This is a genomic window from Anaeromyxobacter paludicola, from assembly GCF_023169965.1.
GTDB lineage: Bacteria > Myxococcota > Myxococcia > Myxococcales > Anaeromyxobacteraceae > Anaeromyxobacter_B > Anaeromyxobacter_B paludicola.
The window spans coordinates 4466640-4492111 of sequence record NZ_AP025592.1 but is presented as its reverse complement, the minus strand read 5'-3'; the positions used below and the strand labels follow the sequence as shown (position 1 = coordinate 4492111).

The window sequence follows — 25472 nt, the reverse complement described above, 5'->3', positions numbered from 1 at the left end:
CGTGAGGTGGCCCGCCGCCGCCTTCGCGCTCCTCGTCGGCGCGCTCGGCGCGCACGGGCTCTGGTTCCAGGCCACCATCCCCCGCCGTCTCCCCACCGAGGCCGACTGGCGCGCCGTCGCCGCTGCGGTCGCGCGCGAGGGCGCGCCGGGCGACGCGGCGGCGCTCGCGCCCTGGTGGGCGGAGCGGGGGCGGCTCTACCTCCCCGAGCGGCTGCCGGTGCTGGCGCTCCCCGGGTACGAAGGGGAAGACCTCGCGGGCGTCCGCCGGGTGTTCCTGGTGGAGCTCCCGGAGGCGCCGCGGTGGGACGGGCGCGAGGCGCGGGAGCTGCGCGCGCGCGGCGAGGTCGCGGGAGCGCCGCGGCGGTTCGGGGCCCTGCGGCTCACGCGCGTGGACCTGCGCGAGCCGCTCCTGCCGCTCGCCTTCCTGCCCGACCTGCTCGAGGGGGCGGAGGTGACGCTGGGCGGCCGGCCCTGCCCGGCGGGCGGCGCGGGCGGCTTCCGCTGCCCGGGACCACCCTGGCTCCGGGTGGCCGCGGAGACCCGCGAGATCGCGCTCCGGCCGCGCGCCTGCATCCTGGCGCACCCGGCGGCGGGGGCGCCGCTGCGGATCCGCTTCCCTCGCGTGCGACTGGGGCGGGCGCTCCGAGGGCACGTCGGCATCATCGGCGAGGCCGCGTACGACGGCGCCGCGCCGGTGCGGCTCGAGGTCGCCGTCGCGGGGAGGCCGCTCGGGGCCGCAGAGGCGTCGCCGCGCCGGCTCGGCTGGCAGGGCTTCTCGTTCGACACCGCGGGGCTCGCGGGCCGGGAGGCGGCGGTCGCGTTCACCGTGACGAGCGCCGACCCGGCGCGGCGCTGGTTCTGCTTCGACGCGATGACGGTGGGGGCGCGGTGAGCCGCCCGGAGCCCATGGCCGCCCCTCCCCTGCCCTCCCCGCCCGAGCGGGGAGGGAGAGCCGCTCGGTGCTCCTCGGCGCTGCCCACCTCGCGCCCCTCTTCCCCTCTCCCGCGGAGCGGGGGAGGGACAGGGAGGGGGCGCTCGCCATGAGGCGGCTCGCGCTTCCGCTCGCCTGGGCCGCCCTCACCATTGCGGTCGCCTGGACCACCGCGCCGGCGGTCGGCTTCTCGCGCGACGAGGGGATCTACTTCGTCGCCGCCGAGTCCTACGCGAGCTGGTGGCGCGGCGCGCTGGCGCACCCCTCGGGCGCGCTCGGGCGCATCGACGCGCGCTACGCGGTGAACCACGAGCACCCCGCCCTCGCGAAGGGGCTCTTCGGGCTCACGCACGCGGTCCTCACGGATGGGCTCGGCGTGGCGAGCCACGCCCAGGGCTTCCGCGCCGGCGCCTTCCTCTTCGGCGCCCTGCTCTCATTCCTGCTCGCCCGGGCCGGCGGCGAGCTCGCAGGGTGGCCGGGGGCGCTCCTCGCGCCCGCGCTCTTCTGGTGCGCCCCGCGCCACTTCTACCACCTGCACCCGGCCGTCTTCGACCTCGCCATCGCCGCGCTCTGGTTCGCGGTGGTGGAGGCCTACCGGTGGTCGCTCCGGGGCGGCTGGCGGCGCGCGCTCGTCCCGGCGCTCGCGTTCGGCGCCGCGCTCGGGGTGAAGCACAACGCCTGGTTCCTCCCGCCGCTGCTCCTCGCGCACTGGGTCGCGCTCCGGCTGCTCGACCGCGAGCGCGCGCCGCCCTTCCCTCGCGCGATCCCGCTCATGGTGCTCCTCGGGCCGGCGGTCTTCGTCCTCACCTGGCCCTGGCTCTGGCACGACACCCTGGCCCGCGCGCAGGCGTACCTGGCGTTCCACCTGCACCACGAGAACTACGCCTGGCTCTACTTCGGGACGCTCCTGCGCGAGCCGCCCTTCCCCGTCGCCTATCCGTTCGTGGTCACCGCGCTCACCGTGCCCGGGGCCGTGCTCGCGACCTACGTCGGCGGCCTCGCCCAGGCCGCCTGGCGCGCCGCGCGCGGCGCCGGCGACTGCTCGCTCGAGCTCCTCCTGGCCCTGAACGCGCTCTTCCCCATGGCGCTCATCGCGTGGCCCACCGTGCCGCACTTCGGCGGCGTGAAGCACTGGCTCCCGGCGATGCCCTTCCTGGCGCTGCTCGGGGCGCGGGCGCTCGCGGAGGCCGGGCGGGCGCTCGCGCCGCGGAGGGCCGCGCTCGCCACCCTCTCGCTCGCCGCGCTGGCGCTGGCGCCCGCCGCCTGGTCGGTGGCGCGCCAGCACCCCTTCGGCACCGCCTCCTACGGCGATCTCGCCGGCGGCCCGCCCGGCGCGGCCAGCCTCGGCCTGCAGCGCCAGTTCTGGGGCGACGACGTCCGCGCCGTGCTCCCGGCCGTGAACGCCCACGCCGCGCCCGGCGCGCGGATCTGGTGGCAGGAGGCGACCTCGCTCGACGTGCGCGCGTACCGGCGCGAAGGCCTCTTGCGGCCCGACCTCCGGGAGGCGGAGGGGCCGGAGGACGCCGACCTCTCGCTCTGGCAGCACCACCGCGAGTTCATGGACAAGCAGTTCCGCACCTGGACCGAGCTCGGCACGCGCCGGCCGGTCGCAGGCGCCTGGCTCGAGGAGGTGCCGCTCGTCGAGGTCTACGCGCGCGAGGGCGCCTGGCGCTGAGCGGGCGGAGCCGGGCGGCCCTACTCGCTCGGCGCCTGGACGTCCACCGTCTCCGGCTTCTCCACCGCCGGGAGCCGCTGCTCGAGCTCCCGGCTCGGGTGCCGGGTCCGCTCAACCGGCTCCACGTTCACCGGCCGGTGCTCGCGCGCCGAGCGGAGCACCGCCTCGATGACCCGCACGTCGGCGAGCCCCTCCCACCCGGACGGCTCCGGCTCGCGGTCGCGCAGGATGCAGTCGGAGAAGTGGAGCAGCTCCGGCGCGAACTGGTCCTTCTGCCGGTAGGGCTTGCGCGAGGTCTTCTTCTCGCCGAGAGAGAGGTAGCGGACGAGCTCGCCCACGTACTCGTACGCCGGATCGAGGTGCAGCTCGCCCTGGGTGCAGACGAGCCGGTAGTTCCCCGTGGCCGCCGCGCCGAAGCTGCAGGTGAACGCCGCGAGCCGCTCCTCGGGGAACCGGAGCAGCGCCGACCAGGCCTCGTGCACGCCCTCGAAGCGCCGGATCCGAGCCGGCCGCCGCCATCGCCATCACCTCGACCGGCTCGGCGCGGAAGAGGTAGCGGGCGGCGTTGATGCAGTAGACGCCCAGGTCCCAGATGGCGCCGCCGCCCAGCTCCGCCTCGATGCGGACGTTCCCCGGCTTCACCTGGTAGCTGAAGGTGGAGCTGAAGAAGCGCGGCGTGCCGATGCGGCCCGACCAGGCGACCTGCTGCGCCTCGAGGTTGGCCGGCTCGAAGTGGAGCCGGTAGGCCACCATCAGCTTCACGTCGCTCTCCTCGGCGGCGCGGATCATCTCGAGGCACTGCGCCTCGCTCGTGGCCATGGGCTTCTCGGTGAGCACGTGGACGCCGGCCCGGGCGGCGCGGACGGCGCAGTCGTGGTGCATGCCGTTGGGCAAGGCCAGGTAGACCGCGTCCACGTCCTCACGCGCCAGCACCTCGTCGAGATCCTCGTACCGGAACGCCGGGGCGCCGTACTGCTTCCCGAGCGCCTGCCGCTTCTTGGAGTCGCCCGACACCAGCGCGGCGAGGCGCGAGTTGGCGCGCGCGTGCTGGAAGGCCGGCAGGACCGCCACCTGGGCGATGTGCCCGAGCCCCACCACCGCGTACCCCACGCTCCGCTGCTCCCGCCGGCTCCCCGTCCTCGTCGCGCTCGCCAAGGGCCACCTCCGCGGTCACTTTCCGCACGGCGGCGCGGGGCCGCAACGCCGCCGGCCCGCGCTGCGAACGCCCGCCGCCGGGCCCCTCCCCGGGCCCCCGCCGCCGCCCGCTCGGCCGCCCTCCCGGCGCGTTCGTGGGCGAACGGCTCACGTTGAGGTAAGGTCCGCGCCATGAGAAACGAACCGGGCGATCACCGCATCGCCCTCTTCATCGACTTCGAGAACCTCGTCACCCGCACCGGGCTCGCGCCAGAGAAGTTCGACATCCAGCCCGCGCTCGACCTCCTCCTCGAGAAGGGGAAGGTCGTCTACCGGCGCGCCTACTGCGACTGGAGCCGGTTCGGCGGGGCGAAGCAGAACCTGCACGACCGCGGCGTGGAGCTCATCGAGGTGCCCCCGTCCACGCGCGCCGGCAAGAACGGCGCCGACATGCGGCTCGTCATCGACGCCCTCGAGCTCGCCTACCTGCGCGAGCACATCGACATCTTCGCCATCGCCTCCGGCGACTCCGACTTCTGCCCGCTCGCGTACAAGCTCCGCGAGAACGGCCGGTACGTCATCGGGCTCGCCGTGAAGGAGGCCACGAGCCCCCTCTTCGTGAAGGCCTGCGACGAGTTCGTCTACCTCCGCCCGCCCGAGCGGCAGCGGCGCCAGGGCGAGAAGAAGGAGCAGCCCAAGGCGAAGCCGCAGGAGATCCCCGAGATCGCCCGCGAGGCCGTGTCGTCGATCCTCGGCCGCGCCACCGGGCCCGTGAACCCCTCGGCCATCAAGGAGGCGATCGTCCGCAAGGAGCCCGACTTCGACGAGCGCGAGCACGGCTTCTCGAGCTTCACCCGCCTCCTCGAGGCGATGGAGAAGGAGGGGCTGCTCAAGGTCGAGGTGGGTCAGAAGGGGCAGCGGTACGTGAGCGCGGTGTAGGCGCCGGGGGCTGAGCCCCAGACGCCTCGCCGGGCGCTGAGCCCACCTGGCGTCCCTGGGCGCGTGCTCCCCGTTCCCGCGTGCGCCGCGGGCTTGGCAGGTGAGCCGCGACCGGCGGGCGCCCTCGCGGCCACCCCCTCCCCGCTCGGGCAGGGAGGGCTGGGGAGGGGCGGCCAGGAGTCCCCGCTGCCTCTACCGCTCGGAGTGGATGTCCTTCCGCAGCTTGCTCTTCCCCTTCCGCCCCTTCTTCCGGGCCTTGTCCCGGTGGGACGCGGCCGAGTCCTTCGCGTCCTCGACCCTGTCGCCCAGGTCCTCGCCCCCTGGCTTGTGCTGCCGTACCGCTTTGCGGGTGTCGTGCTCCGCCTGATCGGCGGAATCCTTCAGGTCTCCCCCTGCCGCTGGCAGCGCAAGCGAGAGGCCGAGCAGCAAGCAGAGCGAGCGGACGAGTCGCTTGTGGTTCACGCGGTCTTCCCCCTCCCTGAAACTTAGGCACCCGCTCGCCGCGCTTGACGTGTCCCCCCCGGGCGTTACATGAAGGGCAGGTTCGTCATGGGGGCGAACTGGCTTCGACGGAGGATGGAAGGCGCAGGGTGCGAGCCGTGGTTGGTCACGAGGCCACGTAAAAACGGGACCAAGCAGAAACGCGAACGAGCCCATGGCTCTCGCGGCCTAAAAACAGGCCGTGCGTTCCCCCGCAAGCGCCGGGTAGCGGGTGTGGACGTCAGCTCCGGCTGGTCTGAAGCGGGAAGCGAACCGCCTTGCTTCGGACGAGATCAAAGGGCGAGGACGTGAACGGTTGCAGGCCCGGAGGTTGCCGTTCACGTATCCACTCCGGGATACGCTCGTAGGACCTTTCGCTAGAAGTCTTTCGGACCCGGGTTCGATTCCCGGCGCCTCCACTCAAAAGCCCGCGGGAACGCGGGCTTTCTCTTTTCTGGCCGCGAGCAGGTCCCTGACGAACTTCGTGAGGGCGCGTTTTAGGAGCACGCGGGGGCATCGTCATCAGTGCCGCAACCCGCGGCCCTGCACCCACAGTGCCCCTTGGCTGAACCCATGTTCGCTTGAGGCTGGTCGCCCGACTGCGGGTGGCACGCCGGAGCGTCAACGGCCATCTGGAGAATGGCTGCGACCTCTTTCCTCTCCTCCGAAGAGAGGGACATAACAACACGCGCGTTGTCCCCGAGCATTCGCTTGGCAAGGTTCGGCGCGAGCTGAAGGAACGAAGGGCCCTTCGTCCCCAGCCACACGTAATGATCGAACGTCACGATCTTGCCGCGCCATCCCCGGCCGCCGGTCCAAGACTTGGGACCGATCCCGATCCACAGAACCTTGCCGTCCAAGCTGTGAGAAATCGGCTCTCGGCCTACGCCCCCGACACCGACCACAGCGTCGTAGTCCCTATCGCGCACCTCGCCCATGCAGTCCTGCCTGCCCCACGCGGGCACTGAGGCCGACTCGTCGGACTCGGGCTGAGGATCACCGGGGTGAGTCATCTTGTAGATGAGCGGCTGCAGCACACGGGTGTCCATAGATCCACCTCCCCTTCGACGACCGTCAATTATTCCCAGCTAGGCATGGTGTGGAAGCGCGGCGACACCGACCCTGGGAAGCAGGGTCACTCGCCTACATCGAGGGCCCGGGCCTCGGAAGTAGGCAGCGAAGTTGACGCTGCTGGAGGTGCCGGAGCCCTCTGTCGAATGCCGATGGCGCTTACGAGCGCGGCGCCACCGCTAATGCCGGTTGCGGCCGCGAACAGTACCAGCATCCCGCTGCGCTCAAGATCTGAGAGCTGCTCAAGAGAATGGCCCGGAACACCCTGCAGGCAAAAGGCGAGATAGCGAAGCGAAAGCCCGATCCCAACTACAGCGATCACCGCCATCCCGGCGCGACCGATCAGAGCCTGAACCGCCACGTCCCCACCAGTTCGGGACCAGTGCCGGAGTGACACGACAAGGAGCAGGACGATAGCAACGAGGGAGAAGAGGCGGACGCTGATCCAGGCCTCGATCATCTCTCCGAGTCTTGCCGGGAGGTCAGGCATCGTTCGTCCGCTTCGCCACTTCGCCAGCGCCTGCGCCAAGCGTGGCGCCCACAACGGCGCCCCAGGGCCCCAGCAGCGCGCCAAGTGCCCCACCGATCAAGAGCCCCGCCCAGACGGAACCGTTCGAAGGCCCTGAGGCGGCGACGTGCCCGCTCTCGTCGCAGAAGAAGCTTCCGTCGGGCCGCACTACAACCCAGCGGTGCGTTCCGTCGTCCTGCTCCAAGACGTAAATGGGATAGCCGTCTGCGCTTTGCTTGACCGGTCCCGGAAGGTAATGTGACACGGACGGAAGGTACCACCGACAGACTCATGATCAAGCGGCTCTTATTCGGGAGGGTAGCTCCGTACTCCCATGGCGCATCACAGACTGTCAGTCGTCCCATACCCTGCTAAGCTGCAGCCCGCTTAGCTCACCAGCTCTTTGGGGACAGCTCGCACATGGTGAACGGTCTCGTGATGTGGGACGGCACCGCATGGCAGAAGCGGATTCAGATGCTTCTCAGCTTGCGGTATCAACCCGGCGCATATCAGCCGGTTCCGGACCGCCACAAGGGCGACTGCGGCATCGAGGGGTTCTCGTCAGACGGGAACGCCTACCAGTGCTTCGCTGCGCAGGAGCCGCTCTCCACCGTGGCCCTTTACCAGAAGCAGCGTGGGAAGATCACGACCGACATCAACAAGTTCATCAACAACAAGCAGCGCCTGACCAATGTGCTTGGCTCGGTCGCAGTAGAGTTTTGGATTCTCCTTGTACCGCGCTTCGAAAGCGCGAAGCTACTTGAACACGCCACCGCGAAGTCGCTCCAAGTACGGGCGGCAGGACTACCGTATGCGCATCCACAGTTCACGGTTCGCGTGGCCACGGAAGAACTGTTCGCAAAGGAAGCCGCGGCTCTCGCGTGCGCCGGAGCCCTCAAGCTTAATCTTCCTCACGAGGAGCCTGAAGCAACGTTTCTCGGCAAGTGGTCCCAAGAACATGTCGGGCTGATCAACAATATGGAGACCAAGATCAAGAAGCTCCCGACGGTGGCCACGCCCGAGAAGCAACTTGCGCTCCGCGACTTCTTGATTAAGCGCTATCTATCTGGACAGAACGTTCTAGAGCTAATGCGCGAACGCTACAGCGAGCTGTATGCGCTAGTGGCTGAAGCTAAGCGTAGGCGCGAGATTTTTTTGGCGGGTGAGACCTTGGTTACCGCCGCTCCCGCCGACCAGACCCTCGCGAGACAACGTGAGCTGTTCCTCACGGAGCTGCATGATTCGGTCGGCAACGTTGTGCATGATCAGGCCGAGGCGCTGACCTGGGAGGCCATCGCTGATTGGCTGATGAGGTGTCCGCTTGACTTCTAGACCATCTCCATTTTCGCTGGACGATTCCGGCATCAGGGTGCCGTTCACGTTCCGGAGCCGACCGACTCCGGTGCCCACGGACCTCCGGCCGATTTGGCGCATTTGCCTTGCTCTGCTCGTCCTCGAGAAGAGTTGTCGGGGAGGAGCTGCTTCCTTACCCCAACTGCACCTGCTCAACTGGGCGGTCAGGAGCGAGGACTCGCGCGAGCGCTTTCGCGCCATTCGAGCCCGCAAACTGAGCCCGAAGGACATGGTTGTGCGGTTCGACCCGACACTGAACCGCGCGATGGAGTACGCGGTCGCCGAGGGGTTGGTCGAGCGCATGTCAGAGGCGCGGGTAAAGATAACTGACAAGGGGCGCAAGCTTGCGCGCGACATCGACCGCAGCACCGATTGTCTCGCGGCTGAGCGAGCCTTCCTCGATGAAATAGGGAAGTCGGTGACGGACAAGTTTGTGCGTGAGTTGCTTATCCAAGGGGCGCGAGGATGAGCCTACACCTTCGACATTTGAGATTGCGGGCGACTACGCCGGATGGCGTATTCGGAACCGACATTTCGTTCACTCCCGGACTGTTCATTCTTCGTGCCGATAACACAAGCGGCAAGTCAACATGCCTGCAAGCCATCATCTATGCCCTTGGGCTTGAAGGGATGTGGGGACCGAAGCACGACGTCCCCTTGCCGCACGCCATGACCGCCAAAGTCTCGGACGGCCATTCTGAGCACCCCGTCATCGAGTCTGAGGTGCTTCTGGAAATCGAGAACGGGCGTGGTGAAGTCCTAACAGTAAAGCGGCCCGTCAAGAGCATTACGTCGTTAAATCTCATCTCAACATGGAACGCCCCACTTCTCACGGTCCCAGGCTCGTCCGGCGCCCAGACGGATTACTTTGTCCGCGAGAAGGGCGCAGCAGTTCGAGGCGTCGGATTTCATCACATGCTGGCCCGCTTCATCGGGTGGACTCTTCCAAGTGTTGCTCGTTATGCGGGCGGAGAGTCGCCGTTATACCTGGAATGCATCTTCCCGATGCTGTTCGTGGAGCAACGGCGGGGTTGGACGCTTGCCATTCGCTACCCCACGCACCTCGGTATCCGCGAGGTGGGGCGACACGTGGTCGACTTCCTTCTCAAACTGGACGTTGAACGCATTGACGCTGAGAAGCGACGGTTGCGGGAGCTGGAAAGAGACCTAGTAACACGCTGGCAGAAGGCCGCAGGAGAAGTTGGAACAGCCGCAGGCATGATCGGAGCTGTGGTCGAGAGCCTTCCGACGCAACCGACTACCTCCTGGCCACCCGCCGCTCTGCCGACGCTTGTAGTCCATCGCAACGACACTTGGGTGCGGGTGGACGATGTTATCCAAGCCGATGAGGAACTGCTTCAGCGGCTCGCCGCTGGGCCGGTGCCGACGGTTCGTGAAGATGCGCCTGCACTGGCTGCGAAGCTAAAGGATCTTGAAGATGCGCTCGCCCAACTTGATGCGGTCGCATCCGGCGCCGTCGAAGACGTAGAAACCGAAACCGCCGAGCTTCAGTCGGTTCGTTCTCGCATCAGTTCTATAGACAAGGAGTTGCAGCGAAACCGCGATGCGCTGAAGTTGTCCAAGTTGGGCTCGGTGCAGGCCCTCGCACTGTCGGGTCATTCATGTCCCACTTGCCAGCAGGCGGTCTCCGACGACCTGCTTCCCCAGGTACTGAAGCATGAATCCATGCCGCTTGCCGAAAACATCGCCTTCCTTGATGAACAGCGAAAGCTTGCTTCGTTAGTTGCGGCGGATTCGGAAGCCATACTGCGTGGGAAGCAGCGTGAGCTCACGATCATACGCGAGCGAGCGGATGCGCTGCGCTCCGAGATACGCGCGGTGCGTACGACGTTGACCTCCAACGAACAATCGCCTTCCGTCGCCGCTATCGAACAGCGGCTCCGTATCGAGGAGCGGGTTGCACGGTATCGCCGAGCTATCGACGAAGTGTCGATTTTGATCGCAGGATTCGAGGAGCTTGTAGCTGAGTACAAACACCTTCTTTCCGCTCGCGCCGAGCTGCCGAAGGAAGCCCTGTCTCATCGCGACCAGGCTAAGCTTGGATTATGGGAACAGCGGTTTGTGGAATACTGCGAACGGTTCGGACTAAAGAGTGTGGAGCCGCGCTCGCTCAACATTTCCCGCGAAACATATCGTCCTGTACACGAGGGCTTCGATCTAGACTTTGTTCGCAGCGAAAAGCCAAAAGAGATGGAACTGGAATTTGACTTTTCTGCGAGTGACACCATTCGAGCGGTCTGGGCGTACCTGCTCGGAATGATGTCCGTAGACCACACGTTCACTACGAACTACCCTAGGCTTCTCGTCTTTGACGAACCACGGCAACAGAGCACTGCAAGCGAGAGCCTTGGAGAGTTTCTCAAGATCGCGGCGCAGCAGGCTCAAGGCGGCAGGCAGGTTCTCGTAGCTACAAGCGAGACACTGCCTGATCTGGAGCCAATGCTGAAAGGCGTTCCGCACTCGCTCCTGTCGTTCGAAGGTAGAATTCTAAAACGTGTTCCGTCGTAACTCGGCGCACCAATGTCCGTACACTCGCGCAAGCACCTGAACGCGCCGCACATGGCGCAAGCAGGTCGACACGCGAAGCAGTGACGGGGCCTCTCGCCGTAGGCTCTGCACCCGCCGCTCGGCCAACCAGTGCCGCCGGACGCTGCGCCGCCGGAACGCCCTCGCCTGCCCGCCCGCAGGACAGGCTTCCTTGCGCCGCGACCCCGCACGGGTCCAGCGCGTAACGCCGAACGGCGCCGCCCGAACTAGCAGAGTAGCTATTTCGGGAGACGACCATGAGGAAGCGCAAGGGACTGCTGGGCGTCTGGTTTGGTGTGGTCTGGCTGGCCTGGCCCGCCGCCAGCCTCGCAGCCGGGAACGGGCCGGGGGGCGTCGAACAGGAGCACACGAGCATGCGGAGCTACGTGAAGCCCTCCGACGCCCAGCTCCGGGAGCGGCTCACGCCCGAGCAGTACCGGGTGACGCGGCAGGAAGGTACGGAGCCGGCGTTCCGGAACGCCTACTGGAACGAGCACCGCGCCGGGATCTACGTCGACGTGGTCTCGGGCGAGCCGCTCTTCAGCTCCCTCGACAAGTTCGACTCCGGCACCGGCTGGCCGAGCTTCACTCGCCCGCTCGAGCCTGACGCGCTCACCACCCGGAGCGATCGCCAGTTCCTCATGACGCGAACGGAGGTCCGCTCCCGGCTCGCCGACTCCCACCTCGGCCACGTCTTCGATGACGGGCCTCCGCCGACCGGGTTGCGCTTCTGCATCAACTCCGCGGCCCTCCGGTTCGTCCCCGCGGAGCGGCTCGCGCAGGAGGGGTACGGGCAGTATGCGCGGCTGTTCGAGGCGACCGCCCAGGGCGGGAGGGTCCACCCGTGAAGGCCGCGCTCGTGGTGGGAGCTCTCGCGCTCGCCGGCGCGGCGCGGCTCTGGATTCCCGCGTTGGCTGGCCCTGCCAAAGGCATGGGAGGCGACATGATCGGCAATCCGAGCGTCGGGAAGCGGCCGGGGCACGTCGGACACGGGACGCCGCTGGCGGCGGCAGCGGGGAACGAGCTCGCCATCTTCTCCCAGGGGTGCTTCTGGGGCGTCGAGGAGCGGTTCCGCAGGGTCCCTGGCGTGGTGGCCACGGCGGTCGGCTACACCGGAGGGAAGGAGCGGGACCCGAGCTACGAGGCGGTGAGCGCCCACCTGACCGGCCACGCCGAGTCGGTCCTGGTCGAGTTCGACCCGCGCAAGGTGACCTACGCCAACCTGCTCGAGGCCTTCTGGGAGACGCACGACCCGACGAGCGGCGACCGTCAGGGACCGGACCGCGGGCACCAGTACCGCTCGGCGATCTTCACCTTCGGCCCCGAGCAGCAGGCCGCGGCGCTCGCCTCCCGCGACGCGCAGCAGGCGCGGCTGATGGACCGGATCACGACCGAGATCGCCCCGGCAGGCCCATTCTGGCTCGCCGAGGACTACCACCAGCAGTGGGACGAGAAGCACGGGTCCCGGTCATGCCCGCTGCCTCATCGGCCACGAGCGAAGTCGTGAATCCAAGGGAGGAGCAGATGGGTGACGTGGTCTACAGGTCGGAGGCCAGGATCGAGCGGGTCGCGGGTCCGCTCCGGCGCGCATTCCTGCCCGGCGAGAAGGAACCGGTGGCGTTCGGGGTGCACGGCGCCATCGCCGAGCACTATGGGCGGGCGCCCGGGACCTACGATCCGCACGCGACGACGATCGACTACGTCGTCGCTGCGACGGCCGGTTGACTGACGGGCACCTTCGGAGGCGCGCTGGAGGCGCGCCAGATCCCGGCGGGGGAAGGAAAGCTGGTCGGCGTGGCGACCGGCGAGGTCGAGCTCGAGGGCAAGGTGCTCGTGCTCCGGCGTATCCACGTGCGACTGGAGTTGCACGCCGGGGCGGAGCATCACGAGACCGCCCGGCGCGTGCACGGGTTCTTCGCCGACTCCTGCCCGCTCTACCGCAGCCTGAAACCCGCCATCGGCATCACCACGGAGCTCGTCCTCTCCGGCTGATCGCGCATCAAGCGCTTGCCGTGCGCGGCGCTCGCGTGACGACGCTCGCGACCGCGACGGCGAGGAGGACCCCGCCCACGTGAAAGGCCAGCAGGTGCGGGGTGTACGCATGTGCGGCGCACGTCACCTGGAGCGCCGCGTCGCCCGCCAGCGCCCCGGCCGCCGCTGCGACCACGAGCGCGGAGCGCGCCGGCGACGTGGCGCCGCCGCGGGCGACCAGCCAGGCTGCCAATACGACGACCGCCGCCGACGCGAGCTCCGTCGCGACGCACTCGAGCCCGATCGATGGAACGAGCGGGCCCGCCCCTCCGGAGAGGGCCGCGGCGGTCCCCGAAGCGGCCACGGCGATGACCGTGGCGAGCAGCGGCTTCCTGCTCGCCGCCAGGGCGACGACGAGGGCGAGCGCCCACATCGCGGCCGCGAGCGCCCAGTCGGCCGGGGACTGCGCGCGCGTCCGCGCGAACCCCACGAAGATCAGAGCCGAGATGCAGACCGCCCCGACGGACCCGCCGAGGCGCCGCCACGACTCGCGCCGGCGCGCGTTACGGACCTCGCGGGATACCCGCTCCAGGGCTCCCGCCGGCAGCGGCTCGGGCTCCAGCTCCGCCAGGAGCACCTGCAGCCGCCCCGCCTCGCGCAGCGCACGCTCGCACCCGGGACAGCCGCGCGCGTGGGACGTCGCCGAGACCAGCTCGGGGTCGTCCGGGAGGAGCGCGGCGAGGCCCGGCGCGTCGGCGCGGATGCGATCGCACTCGGCGCTCATCGCTCCTCCTCGACCAGGTATGCGAGCAGCTTCCGCAGGGCCGCATAGGCCCGGAAGGCGCGCACCCGGGCCGCTCCCTCGGAGATGCCGAGGACCCCGCCGATCTGCGCGAAGCTCATCCCCTCGAACCGGTGCAGGTGGACGAGCACGCGCTGTGGCTCCGGGAGCGCGTCGAGCGCCTCGCGGACCCGCGCCGAACGCTCCTGCGTCGCCGCGGCGTCGGCCGGATCCTCGCGGGGGTCGCGGGCGCTGGCGACCTCCTCGTCCAGCTCCGCCTCGGCGCGCCCGTGCCTTCGCAGCCAGTCGACCCGCACCCGGGCGGCGATCGTGAAGGCCCACGGGCGCACCGCCTCTCCGCGGCGCCAGCGGCCGCGGGCCGCGTGGATCTTGAGGAAGGTCGTCTGCAAGAGATCCTCGGCGACGGTGCCTCGCCCCATCGAGCGCACGAAGAACGCATGGATCGAGGGGCCGAGCGAGCGAAAGAGGCGCTCGAACGCCTCCACGTCACCCTCGACGTAGGCCTCCATGAGGCCCTCCTCGTCTGCCTCTCGCCGCATCCGCGAGGAGGTTACCTCGACGCGAGCCCCCGGACCCATGCCGTCGCCCCTGCTTCCTGTCCCCAAGCTCGACCGAAGCGACACCGTGGATACGCCCGCCGTCCCCCTCCTGCACGAAGATGACCGCGCGATCGGCACCCTGCGCTCCGGGGAGCTTGACGCGACCCGAGAACGACCCGCTTCCCGAACCGACCGCCGAGACGGCGCGCGCGATGGCGACGTGCTCGAGCCTGCGCCCCGCGTTCTCGCCGCGCTCCACCAGACTGACCGCCCGATCCTGGACGAGCGCGACGAGCACCTGGGCCTGGATTCCGGCCGGCCAGCGCGCCGCCACCTCCAGCTCCGTCCCGGCGCCCGGCACGACGCGCGCCGACACTTCGCCCCCCGGCTCGCGCGCGGCGGTCTCGATGGCGGCTCGCGCGCCCTCTTCCTTGCTCCCGACGAGGTGGACCGCACCGCCGATCACCAGCTGCGGCGTGTAGACGCCTCCCGACGGGAGCCGGCGCGCGTAAGCCTCCTGCCGCCGCGTGAAGGCCCTGGAAGAGAAGGGATCGCGCCATCCGAGCCCGTCCCAGTAGTCCACGTGCTCCGAGAGCGCGATGATCCGCACACCGGCGATCGGCTGGTCGCGAAGCAGGCGGCTCAGGGCAGCGTCTGCCGGCGGACAGGACGAGCACCCTTCCGAGGTGAAGAGCTCGACGAGCACCGGCACGCGCGTGGTGTCCGCCGCTCCGACGGTGCCGGCCAGCGACGCCGCGACCGCGGCGACCAGCCCCTTCCAGGCCAGGCGCCCTGCGCGAGGAGCAGGACGGGTCTGGGTGCCGCTCATGCCGAGGTCGCGCATACAGTCGAGTACGCGGAGAGGAGCGCGCCGTTACAGCATCCTTCGTCCCGGGGGTCCGAAGAGGAGCACCGATGAACAAGGGTCGGCTCGAGGCGTTCAGCGACGGCGTGATCGCCATCCTCATCACGATCATGGTCCTCGAGCTCAAGATTCCACGCGGCGCCGAGCTCGAGGCGCTGCGGCCGCTCCTGCCGGAGTTCCTGACCTACGCTCTGAGCTTCGTCATGCTCGGGATCTACTGGAACAACCATCACCACATGCTTCACGCAGCGTCGCGCATCAACGGCAAGATCCTGTGGGCGAACCTGCACCTGCTGTTCTGGCTCTCGCTGGTGCCCTTCGTGACCGGGTGGATGGGGGAGAACCATTTCGCGCCGCTGCCGACGGCCGCGTACGGTGTCGTGCTGCTCCTGTCCGGGCTCGCGTACGTGATCCTGCAGGCGGCGCTCATCGCCGACCAGGGAAGGGACTCCCGGCTGGCCGCGGCGGTGGGCAGGGACCTGAAGGGCAAGCTGTCCGCCGCAATGTACGCGGTCGCCATACCCTTGGCCTTCGTCCACGCGCGGATCTCGGACGCGATCTACGTGATCGTGGCGCTCATGTGGCTCATCCCTGACAGGAGGATCGAGTTGCAATTCTAGGAGATGCCTTCATCGAAGCAGGGATCGGTACGCGAGGTTCAAGGGAAGGGTCCACCACATCCCGACCGGTGAGCGCCGCAGTCGCCGCGAGAGGCGGGCCAGCGAGTAGAAGCGCTGATTTACCCGCGGGAAGCCGGCCAGCAGCTCCTCGCACTCTGAGATCTTCGTTGACTGTCGGACGCGCTCGCCCAGGCAACGGGCGTCCAGTCCGGCCCAGGCCGTCAGGGCTTCGCCGCGAGAACAGCTTCCGGTGTGCGACGGAAGCTGATGGCGAGTCGGTTGTACGCATTCATCAGGCTGATTGCCATGGTCAGGTCGGCCAGCTCCTTCTCACCGAAGACGGAGGCGGCAGCCCGGAAGGCTTCATCCGGAACGCCAGTCTCTGCCACCCGCGTCACCGACTCCGCCCATGCCAGTGCTGCCTGTTCACGAGCACTGAACAGATTGCCGGCCTCACGCCATGCCTGGACGAGCGCCAGCTTCTCGATGCTCATCCCCTTCTTGACGAGGTCGCGGGTATGCATGTCGAGGCAAAAGGCGCATCCGTTGATCTGGCTGACGCGCAGGTAGACCAGCTCGACCAACCCCTCGTGAAGCCCGGACTGCATGATGTACGCATAGACACCGCCGAACGCCTTCACTCCGCCCGGCGCAACCTTCGTGTAATCCAGTCTCTCGCTCATCTCAGAACCTCTGATTTCATCGTGATGTACAGCCATCCGCCCGGCTACAGCGACCGCGGTGGACGATGCGCTCGCGGACCCGCCGACTCACGGGATCGAGACGGAAAGGGTTTCCTTGGCGAGCACCGATCGATCGTCCACGGCCGGACGTTCGGCAAATCGGTCCAACGCGTAGGAGAGACGCGCCTTCACCGTGTACTTCCCGGGCGCCAGCGCCGGTTCCCAGTTCAGAACCCGCTCTTCGCCCGCCCGGATGTTGGCCTCATGGGGCCCCTGTGCGTCGCCCCGAGCCAGAGCAGCGCCGGCGGCGCCGAGCTTCTCGTCCTGCTGGAGAAATGCCTTGTCATCGGGGCGATCCCCCTTGAACGGAGCGAACATCCATTCCTTGCCGCCGATGGAATTCCCCTTCATGTCCAGCACTTCCACGCGCAGATAGACCGCACGCCGGGCCATCCCAGTCGGCACCGAGTGCCCCGCACCGATGTTGCTCACATGGAAGGAGAGCTTGCGCGACCCCACCTGCTCACGCACGACAGTCAGGCTCAGCGACCCCAGGTGGCGCTGACGAGAGCAGCCGCCCGTCCAGAGATGCCGCGCGACGGCCCGCGGCGGGACATCGAAGCCCTCGGCTCTCTTACGCAGTGTGCGCGGCATGTGACAGTCCTGACACTGCTGCTTCCCCAGCCCAGGCTGGAAGTAGTCCCGCTGCCACTCCAGGAAGGTCTGCATCTCCTTCCCAACGATGCGCTCACCCGTCTCGTAGAAGCCGTGGCACTGGGCGCACAGTGCCGAGCTCTGCAATGCCGGGTCGACGACGGTTCCGTGCGGAGCGTTCACGTCGCGCACGGCTCGAATCCCTCCGTCCTTCGTGAGGTGACACCCCGCGCAGGTGAGGGCACCCTTCGTGGCGTGTCCCGCGTGAGGGGGCGCCTTGCCCGCCAGATCCATGCCCGGAATCTCGAACGACCTCGGAGAGTGACAGCCGTTGCAGGAGGGGGTCGCTTCCGCGCTCACGCCTGCTATCGGGGACCCGCTCCCGGCGTGGGCGCTGCGGGAAGAGGAGACATCGGCCGGCTTGCCGGGAGTGACTGCCGGGCTCGGTGAGGGCCGAGCCGCGTGCGTATCGCCGCCGACTCCGAACATGTACTCGCGATAGATGGCACCGTGACACTCGCCGCACGCTTCCGGCGGAGTCGCGGTTCCCAGGGGGAACGTGACCGCCGGCGCGGGCTCACCGGTCTTCGCGCCCGACCGCTCGCCCTGCCTGGCGCCGCGCGCCGCCAGCGAGCTGCGCGGGTCCTCGAGTGCGCTTCCACCAGCGGTGCTGCCGCGAGTGGCCTTCGCTGCAAGAAGCGCGACGAGCAGGGCCGCGCCGGAGATCAGCCTGATGTGAACGATCATCCTTCCCTTCTTTGCGTTTGGGACCTTCGTGTCCTGTCGGTGGCCGCCGGCGGAGCCGACGGGTGCTCACCAGCACGCGTCGGACTATGCGATCATCGAGGTTCACGAAACAGAACCAGAAACGCGTCTTCCCGATGTACCAGCAGGCACGCATCGAGGGTCCGGTGCGACCACCCCGCTGCGGGCGAAGTGTCCAGCGCTCGTGCCCACGCCCTCCCGCACGGTTGGCGGCCGGGCACAGGTAGACGCGCTCGGCCGCCAGCTGTGACTCTGGGATGGATCAGGATGCCGATCCGTTACGTCGGGCCAGAATCCCCGCTTGTTGGTGTACGAGGGACATGTCGAAGACTTTGAATCTGCAGTTGGACCGGGCGTCGAAGACGTCTTTGGCGGAACAGATCCGCCGTGGCATCACCGCTGCCATCGACGGCGGCGTGCTCGCTCCAGGCGCAAGGCTGCCCTCCTGGCTCGACCTCGCAGCGCAACTGGGCGTGGCACGGGGCACCGTCAAGACGGCTTACGAGCGGTTGGTCGATGAGCAGCTGATCACGGCGTCACGCTCGGGCGGCACCAGGGTCGCCCATCGTCCCGCGAAGCGCGCAAGGCCCGAGCCGTCTGCAGGAACAGATCTGTTGCCTGCGCTCTACCAGGATGTTCTTTCTGGGCCGGCCATCTTCCAGAATGGCGTTCCCGCACCCGACTGCTTCCCGGTAGCGCTCTTCGCTCGGCTGCGCGCTCAGGCCGCGCGCGCCGAGGTAGTCGCTCCCGCGATCTATCCTGATCCTCGCGGCGAGCTCGAGCTCAAGTCCGAGATTGCGGCGCATCTGGCGCTGGCGCGGGGCATCGAGTGCCGTCCATCCCAGATATTCGTCGCGGCAGGCTTCTCCGGCGCGCTCGGCGTCACGCTCAGGGTACTGAGACCCGAAGGGCAAACTGCCTGGGTGGAGAATCCGGGGTTTCCGCCAAGCCGCAGAGCGCTCGAGATCGCCCAGATCTCCCCGGTTCCGATCCCCGTTGACGAAGACGGCCTCGACGTCTCCTACGGCTTGAAGCACGCGCCTGATGCCGCCGTGGCGCTCGTGACACCGGGGCAACAAGCTCCACTCGGTGGGACCCTGTCGCTCGCTCGTAGGATTGAGCTCATCGAATGGGCAACGCGCACGAGTGCGTGGATCATCGAGGATGACTACCTCGGCGAGCTTCAGCTGAAGCGACGTGCTGCCCCCAGCCTGGCATCACTGGACAGTGCCGGACGCGTCATCCATATCGGTTCGTTCAGCAAGACGATCAGCCCTACGCTTCGACTGGGCTTCGTCGTCGTGCCCGCCGCGCTGGTTGCGCAGTATTCCGAGGCAGTAGCGTGTCTCGCCCCTGCCCCCGGACCCGCTGTGCAGCTGGCAACTGCCGAGTTCATCCGGGACGGACATTACATGCGACATCTGCGCCGCATGAAGCGCGTGTACGCGGGCCGGAGCGATGCCCTGCGTGCGCAGCTGGAGGCCAAGGGGCTTTCCGCGCACCCGGCTGGCCTCGCACAGCTGCTCCCGCTGCCCGACGGCGCGCGCGATGACGTCATCGCCCGGGAAGCATTCGCCCATGGGTTGGCGCCTTCTCCACTTTCGACGTGGTTCAGTCCTGGCGGCAATCAACGCTCGGGGCTCATTCTCGGCGTCGCCACGGCTGTCGAGGACCAGCTTCCCGCGGCTTGCGATCGTCTGCATCAGCTGATCCGCAAGTTCTCCTGAGGCGGGGTGCGGGGCACGGCAACCGGCGTCGCGCGCGCCACCGGCTACTGGGAGACGTCGCTGACCGCGGAGGACTTCCGCCGCGCTCTTACGAGCTCGGCCTGAAGCCGCGCTGAGCGGGCGGCGCAAGCCGCCTCCGCCGTCACGTCGTGCCTGAGCTTCGAGCCTTCCTCGCGGAGCTCGCGCGACCGGCCCTCGCCGCATCGACCGGTCCACCGCCGTACTGCTTCAGCTTCCGCTTCAGCGTGGCGAGCCCGATCCCGAGGTTGGCGGCGGCGTGGGTCCGGTTGCCGCCCACGCTCTCGACGGCGGCGAGGATGTACTCGCGCTCGACGTCCTCGAGCGGCCGAGTCGGTCCCGATGGTCGCGCGCGGGGCATGGCCGCCCGCAGCTCCTCGGGAAGATCCTCCACCTCGACGCGGGTCCCCTGGCAGAGCGCCACCGCGTGCTCGACGGCGTTCTGGAGCTCCCGCACGTTCCCGGGCCACTCGTGGCGCAGGAGCTGATCGGCGGCGCGGGGGCTGAACCCGGTGACCTTCCGTCCCATTCGTCGCGCCGTGTCGGCCAGGAACACGCGGGCGAGCGGCAGCACGTCGTCGGGGCGGTCGCGGAGCGGCGGAACGCGCAGCTCGATGACCCGCAGGCGGTAATAGAGATCCTGGCGAAACCGCTGTGCGGCCACCTCGTCGGCGAGGTTCCGGTTCGTGGCCGCCACGATGCGGACGTCGACCGGCCGGGGCCGGTTCTCCCCCACTCGCCGGACCTCGCGTTCCTGGAGCGCCCGGAGCAGCTTCACCTGCATGCCGGTCGAGATCTCCCCGATCTCGTCGAGGAACAGGGTCCCGCCGTTCGCCGCCTCGAAGAGACCGGCACGCTCCCGGTCCGCCCCGGTGAAGGCACCTCGGGCGTGGCCGAAGAGCTCGCTCTCGAGCAGCGTCTCGGTGACCGCCCCGCAGTTCACGGCCACGAAGGGCCGGGGCGCTCGCGGCGACTCCTCGTGGATGAGGCGCGCCAGCCGCTCCTTCCCGACGCCGCTCTCGCCGGTGATGAGCGCGGTCGACTCCACCTTGGCGACCCGCAACGCGAGATCGAGCACGCGCCGCATCGGCTCGCTCCGAACCACGATCCCGGCGCGATCCTCGGCGCCGGGCGCGATCCGGGCCAGCTCCCGCCGGCGCGCCTCGAGACTCCGCTCCGCGGCGCGCAACGCCGCCGTCGCGCCCTCGAGCGCCGCGTCCACCCACTCCTTGCCGTAGGCCGCGAGCTGCGGGGCCACCTCCGGCCCCCACTCCTGCTTGAAGCGCCCGACGAGGTGACAGGCCGGGTCACCCTTGCCGCGGCAACGATCCTCGATGCAGTACACCTCGCGCCCGTTGGCGAACGACAGATACCCGCTCGCGAACCCCGCGAGCGTCCAGCACACGGGCTCATCCGAGCGGCCGACGTGCAGCAGGTGCTGCTCCGCCTCGTAGGACTCGTGCCAGATGGACTCGACGAACGGCTGCGGCGAGAGCGCCGAGCCCGGCGCGGGCTGCTCGATCACCACGGACCCGTTGAGCATGTGGAGACGGCCGCCCGCGACGCGCCACTCGTGCTCGTCCTGCCACGGGAACCCGGAGCGCATGCCCTCGGCGGTCCGCCACCCGTGTGCGTACCCGAACCTGGTCAGGATGCCCCGGGCGGCGGCGAGGCCGACGCTGTCGATGAGCTCCTTCCGGAGGAGCCCGAGGGCCACGGCGTCGAGGATGAGCGCCCGCTCACCGCCGAAGCGGATGATGCCGCCTCTCGGCTCGAAGCTGAGCAACTCGCGAAGGTCGAGGTCCTCTGCCCGCATGCGCTCCTCCAGGAATCGGTTCACCGGCCTGATCGAACTGAGCTGGGCCGTATCATAATGAGCTGGTTCCCGTTGCGCTGCCCCGAGCGGTCTGCCGTGATTTCGCGAGGTTACCCGGCGCTGCCACCTGGCCTCCGCGATGCAATCCCCATCGCCAGGACGAACCCACACTGGAGAACGAACATGGCGAACGAGAGCTGGCAGGTGGATGGCGCGCACTCCTCGGTGAACCTCACCGTGCGGCACATGGTGATCTCGAAGGTGCGGGGGCACTTCGCGAAGTGGAACGCGAAGCTGGCGCTCGACACGGCGGACCTCGCCCGCTCGTCGGTCGAGGTCGACATCGAGGCGGCGAGCATCGACACCGGAGTCGCCGACCGCGACAACCACCTCCGCTCTCCCGACTTCCTCGACGCCCAGAAGTACCCGGCGCTGCGCTACAAGAGCCGCCGCGTCGAGGCCATCTCGCCCGAGCGCCTGCGCGTCATCGGCGACCTGACCATCCGCGACGTCACCCGCGAGGTCCCGCTCGAGGTCGAGTACGGGGGCCAGGGCAAGGACCCGTGGGGCAACCAGCGCGTCGGCTTCACTGCGACCGCCTCGCTCAACCGCAAGGACTTCGGCCTCACCTGGAACCAGGCGCTCGAGACGGGCGGCGTGCTCGTCGCGGACCGCGTCGACGTCGAGATCGAGCTGCAGGCCATCCGGCAGGCCGCCGCGCAGGTGGGGTAGCGGAGCCGCCGATGACCCTCTGCCCCCCGCTCCGGCGCCTCTCGGCCGAGCACGCGCGCTGGCTCGCGGAGGTCGCGGGCTGGGCGAGCGCCGGGCAGGAGGACCGCACCTCGAGGCTGCTGGCGCTCTGGGACCTCGAGGTGCTCCCACACTGCCGCGCCGAGGAGGAGGTCCTCCTCCCCGAGCTCGCCGGGCGACTCTCGGAAGCCGACGCCGCCATCGTGTTCACGCTCAGCGACCACGTGGCGCTCCGGCGCCTCGCTCGCGAGCTCCGGGAGGCGCGCGGCGCCGCGCGGGCAGAGGCGCTCGCAGCCATGGAGAGGAAGCTCGTGGAGCACGCGCGCTTCGAGGAAGCGACCCTGTTCCCCGCCGTCCAGGAGGCCCTCGGCTGCGACCGCATCGCCGGGCTCGCGCCCGACCTCGCCGCCGCCGCCGAAGCCTCGAGACCACGGCCGACCTCGTCGGCCGCCCTGGCAGCATCCCACACAAGGAAAGGAAGGAAGTCATGAACCAGCTGAACCGCCTCACGCTCGTCACCGGCGCGGCCCTCCTCGGCGCGCTCCTCGCAGCGGCGCCCGCGCGCGCCGCGGAGAACAAGTGGCCCGGCACCAACGTCGGGGAGCCCACCCCGAAGCCGAAGGGAGTCCCCGCCGTGCTCGCGAAGAACCTCGCGAACTTCGACGACCTCGACTTCCGCGTCTACACCGGCCAGCAGTGGCAGGACCTGCACAGGAGCCACACCAAGGACGTGGTCGTGCACTGGCCCGACGGTCACACGACCAAGGGCATCGAGAAGCACATCGAGGACCTGAAGTACATGTGGACCTTCGCCCCGGACAACCGGATCAAGGAGCACCCGGTGCGCTTCGGCACCCAGGACGGCGAGTGGACGGCCGTCACCGGCTGGCTCGAGGGGACCTTCACGAAGCCGATGGTCCTCGCCGACGGGAAGACCATCCCGCCTACGGGCAAGGCCTACCGCATCCCGATGGCGACCATCGGCCACTGGAACAAGGATGGGATCATGTTCGAGGAGTACCTGTTCTGGGACAACGGGGAGTTCATGAAGCAGATCGGCCTGGCCCAGTAGCAGCGGATCGGCCGCGGCACCACCTTCGCGTAGCAGGAGGACGAACATGTCGGATCGCTCGACCAGGCCCGGGGAACCGGCGCGCATGCCCGTCCTGTTCATCGGACACGGCTCGCCGATGAACGCGATCGAGGACAACGTCTGGAGCCGGCGCTTCCGCGCGCTCGCGAAGGAGCTGCCGCGGCCGAAGGCCATCCTCGCGGTGTCCGCCCACTGGTACGTCGAGGGCACCTTCACGACCGCCGGCGAGCGGCCCGAGACGATCCACGACTTCGGCGGCTTCCCGGAGCCGTTGTACCAGGTCCAGTATCCGGCTCCCGGCGACGTCGCGCTCGCGAGGCGCGCGGCGGCCCTCCTCGCCGGGCGCGGAGCCTCGCTCACCACGGGCTGGGGGCTCGACCACGGCACGTGGAGCGTGCTCGTGCATCTCCGGCCGGCGGCCGACGTCCCGGTGGTCCAGCTCAGCATCGACGCGCGCCTCGAACCGGCGGAGCATCTCGCCCTCGGCCGCGCGCTCGCGCCGCTTCGCGACGAGGGCGTGCTCGTGCTCGGCAGCGGGAACATCGTCCACAACCTGCGGCACGCGTTCACGGCGCACGCTCGAGGCGAGACGGCCACGCCGGAGTGGGCCCGCACGTTCGACGAGGAGATCGCCTCCGCGCTGTCGCGCCTCGACGGCGACGCCCTCGTCCGCCTCCTCGACACGGACGAGGGGCGGATGTCGGCGCCGACCCCCGACCACTTCCTGCCCCTGCTCTACGTCGCCGGGGCGAGCGCGGAGACCGACGCGGTGCGCTTCCCCATCGAGGGGTTCGACTGGGGCTCGCTCTCGATGCGGGCCGCGCTCCTGGGATGACGTCGCCAGCACGCCAGCTACTGCGGAGCTCGCGCGCCGGCCCAGGAGCGGTCCCCGGTGGCTCGGCGCCTTTCAACCGCCATCCGCAGCGCGCTCACGGCCGCCGCGAGCATGCCCGCGTCGTCGACGAGGAGGATCTTCAAGGCGCGCTCGCCATCCGCTCTCGCGAGTCGAGGGACGCGAGCAGCGAGAGGAGCCGATCCGGGCCGCAGCGGCGGGCGAGCAGCGCGGGGGCGCGTCCGCGCGCGCGAAGCCAGCGCCGCGCGAGCCCGACGGCGGCGTGACTGTTCACGTCCGTGACGACCACCACCGCGTCGCAACGATCGACGAGGGATGCCAGCGCCGCCCGGCGGCGGCCGTGGACGAGCCCGTCGTGGAACTCGAGCTCGTGCCCGCGCGCGGCGGCGGCCCGAGCGAGGTGGCGCTCTGCGCGCTGTAGTCCGCCAACGATCCCGATCCGCATCGCTCGCCTCTCGCCGTCCAGAAAGCCCCGGGCGCCGGTCACTCGGTGCAAGGGGAGGCGCCCACCTCCAGCCCCAGGGACATGCACGTCCCGCGACCATCGGATGCATATCCGTTATAACGGACGTCCGTCAAGCCACGGGACTGGAATGCGCGGCCTCCGGCAGATGATCTGCTTTCGCGGACACCATGCCGGCTTACCGGACAGCCGTCACACCCGTCCTCAATAGCCCGCCAGACCGCGACCTTTAATTCCAAACGACCATCTGTATTGACGGACGTTCGTCCGTCATGCAGGATGTTTCTCGAACATGCCCTCCACTGCTCGCCCTGGCACCGGGCGCCGCGCCGCGGCGTCCCGCCCGACCGTTCGCCGTCGCCGACCGCGACCCGACCCCGCCGCCGCGCTGAAGGCGGAGCTCTCGGCCTACGCTCGCGCTCACGGCGCGAGCGTGATCGGCTTCGCCCCCGTGACGCGCTGGGCCGACGCCGGCGAGGTCCCTCCGCCCTACCGTCCCGACGCGATCTGGCCGCGCGCCCGCACTGTCGTGACGTTCGGCGCGCCGATGCTCCTGCCGCTCGTGGACTCGACACCGTCGATTCACCACCAGGAGCTCTACGACACGGTGAACCGGCTGCTCGACGATCTCGCCTACCGCCTCTCGGTGTGGCTGCTCGACCGCGGCCACGGCGCGGTGAACCTCGCGCGCGATGGCTACGGCAGCCTTGAGGCGCTGCTGAAGGAGCGGTTCGGCGCGTTCAGCCACGTGATGGCCGGGAAGTACGCGGGGCTCGGCACGCTCGGCGTCTCGCACAACCTCGTCACGCCGGAGTACGGCCCGCGCCTCCGGCTCGCCTCCGTCTTCACCGACGTCGCGCTGCCGGGTGACCCGCTTCTCGACGAGGACGTCTGCAACGGCTGCGGCGTCTGCGTCCGGCTCTGCCCCGCCAGCGCGCTCGCACCGCGCAAGGACGCGCTCCTCGCCGAGCTCGACAAGGACGCCTGCACGCGTCACCACATCGTCCTGCGCGACGAGAAGCGCTGGCCGTGCGGCGTGTGCATCAAGGTCTGCCCGATCGGCCGCGACCGCGCCGTCTTCGGCGGCCTGAAGACGAAGGACTACCTGGGCGAGAGGGCCGCGCTCGCCGCCGACCCGGGCGATCCGCGCTACGCCGGCCTCGTCCACCTCCGGCGCCACGGCTCGCTCGGCGACTGCCTCTCCTGAGGACCGCG

At 69.2% G+C, this 25472-nt stretch carries 27 protein-coding genes, 1 other RNA gene and 1 pseudogene; 18 read left to right on the top strand and 11 right to left on the bottom strand.

Going from position 1 to position 25472, the window contains the following annotated elements:
* The first annotated feature begins 1 nt into the window (after window position 1).
* A complete protein-coding gene (locus AMPC_RS20005) occupies window positions 2-892 on the top strand; it encodes a hypothetical protein (RefSeq protein WP_248343360.1) in 891 nt (296 codons plus the stop codon).
* A 148-nt stretch (window positions 893-1040) separates the two neighbouring features.
* Window positions 1041-2606, top strand: a complete 1566-nt coding sequence (locus tag AMPC_RS20000) for an ArnT family glycosyltransferase (protein WP_248343359.1) — start codon at window positions 1041-1043, stop codon at window positions 2604-2606.
* A 20-nt stretch (window positions 2607-2626) separates the two neighbouring features.
* On the opposite strand, the gene AMPC_RS19995 is transcribed toward AMPC_RS20000, so the two are convergent.
* Together AMPC_RS19995 and AMPC_RS20625 are read right to left on the bottom strand one after the other, a co-directional pair.
* Complete coding sequence (locus AMPC_RS19995) at window positions 2627-3088, bottom strand: Gfo/Idh/MocA family oxidoreductase (RefSeq protein ID WP_248343358.1); 462 nt, start codon at window positions 3086-3088, stop codon at window positions 2627-2629.
* A gap of 85 nt (window positions 3089-3173) precedes the next feature.
* Window positions 3174-3677, bottom strand: a pseudogene (locus AMPC_RS20625) (Gfo/Idh/MocA family protein); the annotation flags it as partial.
* Window positions 3678-3932: 255 nt separating this feature from the next.
* Between AMPC_RS20625 and AMPC_RS19985 the strand changes: the two are divergent.
* Window positions 3933-4679: an NYN domain-containing protein gene (locus tag AMPC_RS19985; protein ID WP_248343356.1), complete on the top strand. Its 747-nt coding sequence runs from the start codon at window positions 3933-3935 to the stop codon at window positions 4677-4679.
* Between the two features lie 192 nt (window positions 4680-4871).
* On the opposite strand, the gene AMPC_RS19980 is transcribed toward AMPC_RS19985, so the two are convergent.
* A complete protein-coding gene (locus tag AMPC_RS19980; RefSeq protein ID WP_248343355.1) occupies window positions 4872-5141 on the bottom strand; it encodes a hypothetical protein in 270 nt (89 codons plus the stop codon).
* Window positions 5142-5230: 89 nt separating this feature from the next.
* On the opposite strand from AMPC_RS19980, the gene ssrA reads away from it, so the two are divergent.
* Window positions 5231-5581: a transfer-messenger RNA gene (ssrA, locus tag AMPC_RS19975) on the top strand.
* 713 nt (window positions 5582-6294) lie between these two features.
* On the opposite strand, the gene AMPC_RS19970 is transcribed toward ssrA, so the two are convergent.
* Window positions 6295-6690: a hypothetical protein gene (locus tag AMPC_RS19970; RefSeq protein WP_248343354.1), complete on the bottom strand. Its 396-nt coding sequence runs from the start codon at window positions 6688-6690 to the stop codon at window positions 6295-6297.
* Between the two features lie 468 nt (window positions 6691-7158).
* Between AMPC_RS19970 and AMPC_RS19965 the strand changes: the two genes are divergently transcribed.
* The 7 genes from AMPC_RS19965 to AMPC_RS19935 all read left to right on the top strand — a co-directional run bounded on the left by AMPC_RS19965 (window position 7159) and on the right by AMPC_RS19935 (window position 12630).
* Window positions 7159-8070, top strand: coding sequence for a hypothetical protein (locus tag AMPC_RS19965; RefSeq protein ID WP_248343353.1), 912 nt, complete (start codon window positions 7159-7161; stop codon window positions 8068-8070).
* A 70-nt stretch (window positions 8071-8140) separates the two neighbouring features.
* Window positions 8141-8560: a hypothetical protein gene (locus AMPC_RS19960; protein ID WP_248343352.1), complete on the top strand. Its 420-nt coding sequence runs from the start codon at window positions 8141-8143 to the stop codon at window positions 8558-8560.
* Window positions 8557-10620, top strand: coding sequence for a hypothetical protein (locus AMPC_RS19955; protein ID WP_248343351.1), 2064 nt, complete (start codon window positions 8557-8559; stop codon window positions 10618-10620). The genes AMPC_RS19960 and AMPC_RS19955 overlap by 4 nt, the downstream gene beginning before the upstream one ends.
* Window positions 10621-10895: 275 nt before the next feature.
* Window positions 10896-11486 (top strand): peptide-methionine (R)-S-oxide reductase MsrB, encoded by a 591-nt coding sequence (msrB, locus tag AMPC_RS19950; protein WP_248343350.1) that lies wholly within the window; start codon window positions 10896-10898, stop codon window positions 11484-11486.
* Window positions 11487-11581: 95 nt separating this feature from the next.
* Window positions 11582-12145, top strand: a complete 564-nt coding sequence (msrA, locus tag AMPC_RS19945; protein ID WP_248343345.1) for a peptide-methionine (S)-S-oxide reductase MsrA — start codon at window positions 11582-11584, stop codon at window positions 12143-12145.
* A gap of 17 nt (window positions 12146-12162) precedes the next feature.
* On the top strand, window positions 12163-12363 hold the full coding sequence (locus AMPC_RS19940) for a hypothetical protein (RefSeq protein ID WP_248343344.1): 201 nt from the start codon (window positions 12163-12165) through the stop codon (window positions 12361-12363).
* Window positions 12364-12432: 69 nt separating this feature from the next.
* Entirely contained in the window at window positions 12433-12630 is a 198-nt protein-coding gene (locus AMPC_RS19935) for an OsmC family protein (RefSeq protein WP_248343343.1), read from the top strand.
* A 7-nt stretch (window positions 12631-12637) separates the two neighbouring features.
* Here the strand turns inward: AMPC_RS19935 and AMPC_RS19930 are convergent, their stop codons facing one another.
* From AMPC_RS19930 to AMPC_RS19920, 3 genes are read right to left on the bottom strand one after another with little or no spacing between them, the layout of a single operon-like run.
* Window positions 12638-13393 (bottom strand): cupin domain-containing protein, encoded by a 756-nt coding sequence (locus tag AMPC_RS19930; protein WP_248343342.1) that lies wholly within the window; start codon window positions 13391-13393, stop codon window positions 12638-12640.
* Window positions 13390-13920, bottom strand: a complete 531-nt coding sequence (locus AMPC_RS19925) for an RNA polymerase sigma factor (protein WP_248343341.1) — start codon at window positions 13918-13920, stop codon at window positions 13390-13392. The genes AMPC_RS19930 and AMPC_RS19925 overlap by 4 nt, the downstream gene beginning before the upstream one ends.
* Window positions 13898-14779: a DUF1223 domain-containing protein gene (locus AMPC_RS19920; RefSeq protein ID WP_248343340.1), complete on the bottom strand. Its 882-nt coding sequence runs from the start codon at window positions 14777-14779 to the stop codon at window positions 13898-13900. The genes AMPC_RS19925 and AMPC_RS19920 overlap by 23 nt, the downstream gene beginning before the upstream one ends.
* 86 nt (window positions 14780-14865) lie before the next feature.
* Between AMPC_RS19920 and AMPC_RS19915 the strand changes: the two genes are divergently transcribed.
* A complete protein-coding gene (locus AMPC_RS19915; RefSeq protein ID WP_248343338.1) occupies window positions 14866-15435 on the top strand; it encodes a TMEM175 family protein in 570 nt (189 codons plus the stop codon).
* A gap of 221 nt (window positions 15436-15656) precedes the next feature.
* Here the strand turns inward: AMPC_RS19915 and AMPC_RS19910 are convergent, their stop codons facing one another.
* Both AMPC_RS19910 and AMPC_RS19905 read right to left on the bottom strand, forming a co-directional pair.
* Window positions 15657-16118, bottom strand: coding sequence for a carboxymuconolactone decarboxylase family protein (locus AMPC_RS19910; RefSeq protein WP_248343333.1), 462 nt, complete (start codon window positions 16116-16118; stop codon window positions 15657-15659).
* 87 nt (window positions 16119-16205) lie between these two features.
* Window positions 16206-17519 (bottom strand): hypothetical protein, encoded by a 1314-nt coding sequence (locus AMPC_RS19905; RefSeq protein ID WP_248343331.1) that lies wholly within the window; start codon window positions 17517-17519, stop codon window positions 16206-16208.
* A gap of 338 nt (window positions 17520-17857) precedes the next feature.
* Between AMPC_RS19905 and pdxR the strand changes: the two genes are divergently transcribed.
* A complete protein-coding gene (gene pdxR / locus AMPC_RS19900) occupies window positions 17858-19264 on the top strand; it encodes a MocR-like pyridoxine biosynthesis transcription factor PdxR (protein WP_248343330.1) in 1407 nt (468 codons plus the stop codon).
* A gap of 142 nt (window positions 19265-19406) precedes the next feature.
* Here pdxR and AMPC_RS19895 read toward each other — a convergent pair whose 3' ends face one another.
* The gene (locus AMPC_RS19895) at window positions 19407-21098 is read right to left on the bottom strand and encodes a sigma-54-dependent Fis family transcriptional regulator (protein WP_248346368.1); all 1692 of its coding nucleotides are present in this window, start codon (window positions 21096-21098) and stop codon (window positions 19407-19409) included.
* Window positions 21099-21281: 183 nt separating this feature from the next.
* Between AMPC_RS19895 and AMPC_RS19890 the strand changes: the two genes are divergently transcribed.
* The 4 genes from AMPC_RS19890 (at window position 21282) to ygiD (ending at window position 23776) form a co-directional block, all read left to right on the top strand.
* Complete coding sequence (locus AMPC_RS19890) at window positions 21282-21830, top strand: YceI family protein (protein ID WP_248343329.1); 549 nt, start codon at window positions 21282-21284, stop codon at window positions 21828-21830.
* 11 nt (window positions 21831-21841) lie between these two features.
* Window positions 21842-22339, top strand: a complete 498-nt coding sequence (locus tag AMPC_RS19885; RefSeq protein ID WP_248343327.1) for a hemerythrin domain-containing protein — start codon at window positions 21842-21844, stop codon at window positions 22337-22339.
* Complete coding sequence (locus AMPC_RS19880) at window positions 22336-22920, top strand: ester cyclase (RefSeq protein WP_248343326.1); 585 nt, start codon at window positions 22336-22338, stop codon at window positions 22918-22920. Before AMPC_RS19885 ends, AMPC_RS19880 begins: the two co-directional genes overlap by 4 nt.
* A gap of 85 nt (window positions 22921-23005) precedes the next feature.
* On the top strand, window positions 23006-23776 hold the full coding sequence (gene ygiD, locus AMPC_RS19875; RefSeq protein WP_248343325.1) for a 4,5-DOPA-extradiol-dioxygenase: 771 nt from the start codon (window positions 23006-23008) through the stop codon (window positions 23774-23776).
* Window positions 23777-23915: 139 nt separating this feature from the next.
* Here the strand turns inward: ygiD and AMPC_RS19870 are convergent, their stop codons facing one another.
* Entirely contained in the window at window positions 23916-24239 is a 324-nt protein-coding gene (locus AMPC_RS19870; RefSeq protein WP_248343323.1) for a DUF2325 domain-containing protein, read from the bottom strand.
* A 451-nt stretch (window positions 24240-24690) separates the two neighbouring features.
* Here AMPC_RS19870 and AMPC_RS19865 point away from each other — a divergent pair, with 451 nt between their 5' ends.
* Window positions 24691-25464 carry a 4Fe-4S dicluster domain-containing protein gene (locus AMPC_RS19865; protein WP_248343321.1) on the top strand — a complete coding sequence of 258 codons (774 nt, stop codon included), beginning with the start codon at window positions 24691-24693 and terminating at the stop codon, window positions 25462-25464.
* Window positions 25465-25472 lie beyond the last annotated feature (8 nt).

Bases quoted from the DNA above. Each gene is read 5' to 3' on its own strand.
- AMPC_RS19905 (WP_248343331.1), bottom strand. From the start codon at position 17,519: ATGATCGTTCACATCAGGCTGATCTCCGGCGCGGCCCTGCTCGTCGCG.
- ygiD (WP_248343325.1), top strand. From the start codon at position 23,006: ATGCCCGTCCTGTTCATCGGACACGGCTCGCCGATGAACGCGATCGAG.
- AMPC_RS19930 (WP_248343342.1), bottom strand. From the start codon at position 13,393: ATGAGCGCCGAGTGCGATCGCATCCGCGCCGACGCGCCGGGCCTCGCC.
- AMPC_RS19940 (WP_248343344.1), top strand. From the start codon at position 12,163: ATGGGTGACGTGGTCTACAGGTCGGAGGCCAGGATCGAGCGGGTCGCG.
- AMPC_RS19885 (WP_248343327.1), top strand. From the start codon at position 21,842: ATGACCCTCTGCCCCCCGCTCCGGCGCCTCTCGGCCGAGCACGCGCGC.
- AMPC_RS19970 (WP_248343354.1), bottom strand. From the start codon at position 6,690: ATGATCGAGGCCTGGATCAGCGTCCGCCTCTTCTCCCTCGTTGCTATC.
- AMPC_RS19910 (WP_248343333.1), bottom strand. From the start codon at position 16,118: ATGAGCGAGAGACTGGATTACACGAAGGTTGCGCCGGGCGGAGTGAAG.
- pdxR (WP_248343330.1), top strand. From the start codon at position 17,858: ATGTCGAAGACTTTGAATCTGCAGTTGGACCGGGCGTCGAAGACGTCT.
- AMPC_RS19955 (WP_248343351.1), top strand. From the start codon at position 8,557: ATGAGCCTACACCTTCGACATTTGAGATTGCGGGCGACTACGCCGGAT.
- AMPC_RS20000 (WP_248343359.1), top strand. From the start codon at position 1,041: ATGAGGCGGCTCGCGCTTCCGCTCGCCTGGGCCGCCCTCACCATTGCG.
- msrB (WP_248343350.1), top strand. From the start codon at position 10,896: ATGAGGAAGCGCAAGGGACTGCTGGGCGTCTGGTTTGGTGTGGTCTGG.
- AMPC_RS19890 (WP_248343329.1), top strand. From the start codon at position 21,282: ATGGCGAACGAGAGCTGGCAGGTGGATGGCGCGCACTCCTCGGTGAAC.
- AMPC_RS19895 (WP_248346368.1), bottom strand. From the start codon at position 21,098: ATGCGGGCAGAGGACCTCGACCTTCGCGAGTTGCTCAGCTTCGAGCCG.
- AMPC_RS19925 (WP_248343341.1), bottom strand. From the start codon at position 13,920: ATGGAGGCCTACGTCGAGGGTGACGTGGAGGCGTTCGAGCGCCTCTTT.
- AMPC_RS19870 (WP_248343323.1), bottom strand. From the start codon at position 24,239: ATGCGGATCGGGATCGTTGGCGGACTACAGCGCGCAGAGCGCCACCTC.
- AMPC_RS19880 (WP_248343326.1), top strand. From the start codon at position 22,336: ATGAACCAGCTGAACCGCCTCACGCTCGTCACCGGCGCGGCCCTCCTC.
- msrA (WP_248343345.1), top strand. From the start codon at position 11,582: ATGATCGGCAATCCGAGCGTCGGGAAGCGGCCGGGGCACGTCGGACAC.
- AMPC_RS19920 (WP_248343340.1), bottom strand. From the start codon at position 14,779: ATGAGCGGCACCCAGACCCGTCCTGCTCCTCGCGCAGGGCGCCTGGCC.
- AMPC_RS19965 (WP_248343353.1), top strand. From the start codon at position 7,159: ATGGTGAACGGTCTCGTGATGTGGGACGGCACCGCATGGCAGAAGCGG.
- AMPC_RS19915 (WP_248343338.1), top strand. From the start codon at position 14,866: ATGAACAAGGGTCGGCTCGAGGCGTTCAGCGACGGCGTGATCGCCATC.
- AMPC_RS19985 (WP_248343356.1), top strand. From the start codon at position 3,933: ATGAGAAACGAACCGGGCGATCACCGCATCGCCCTCTTCATCGACTTC.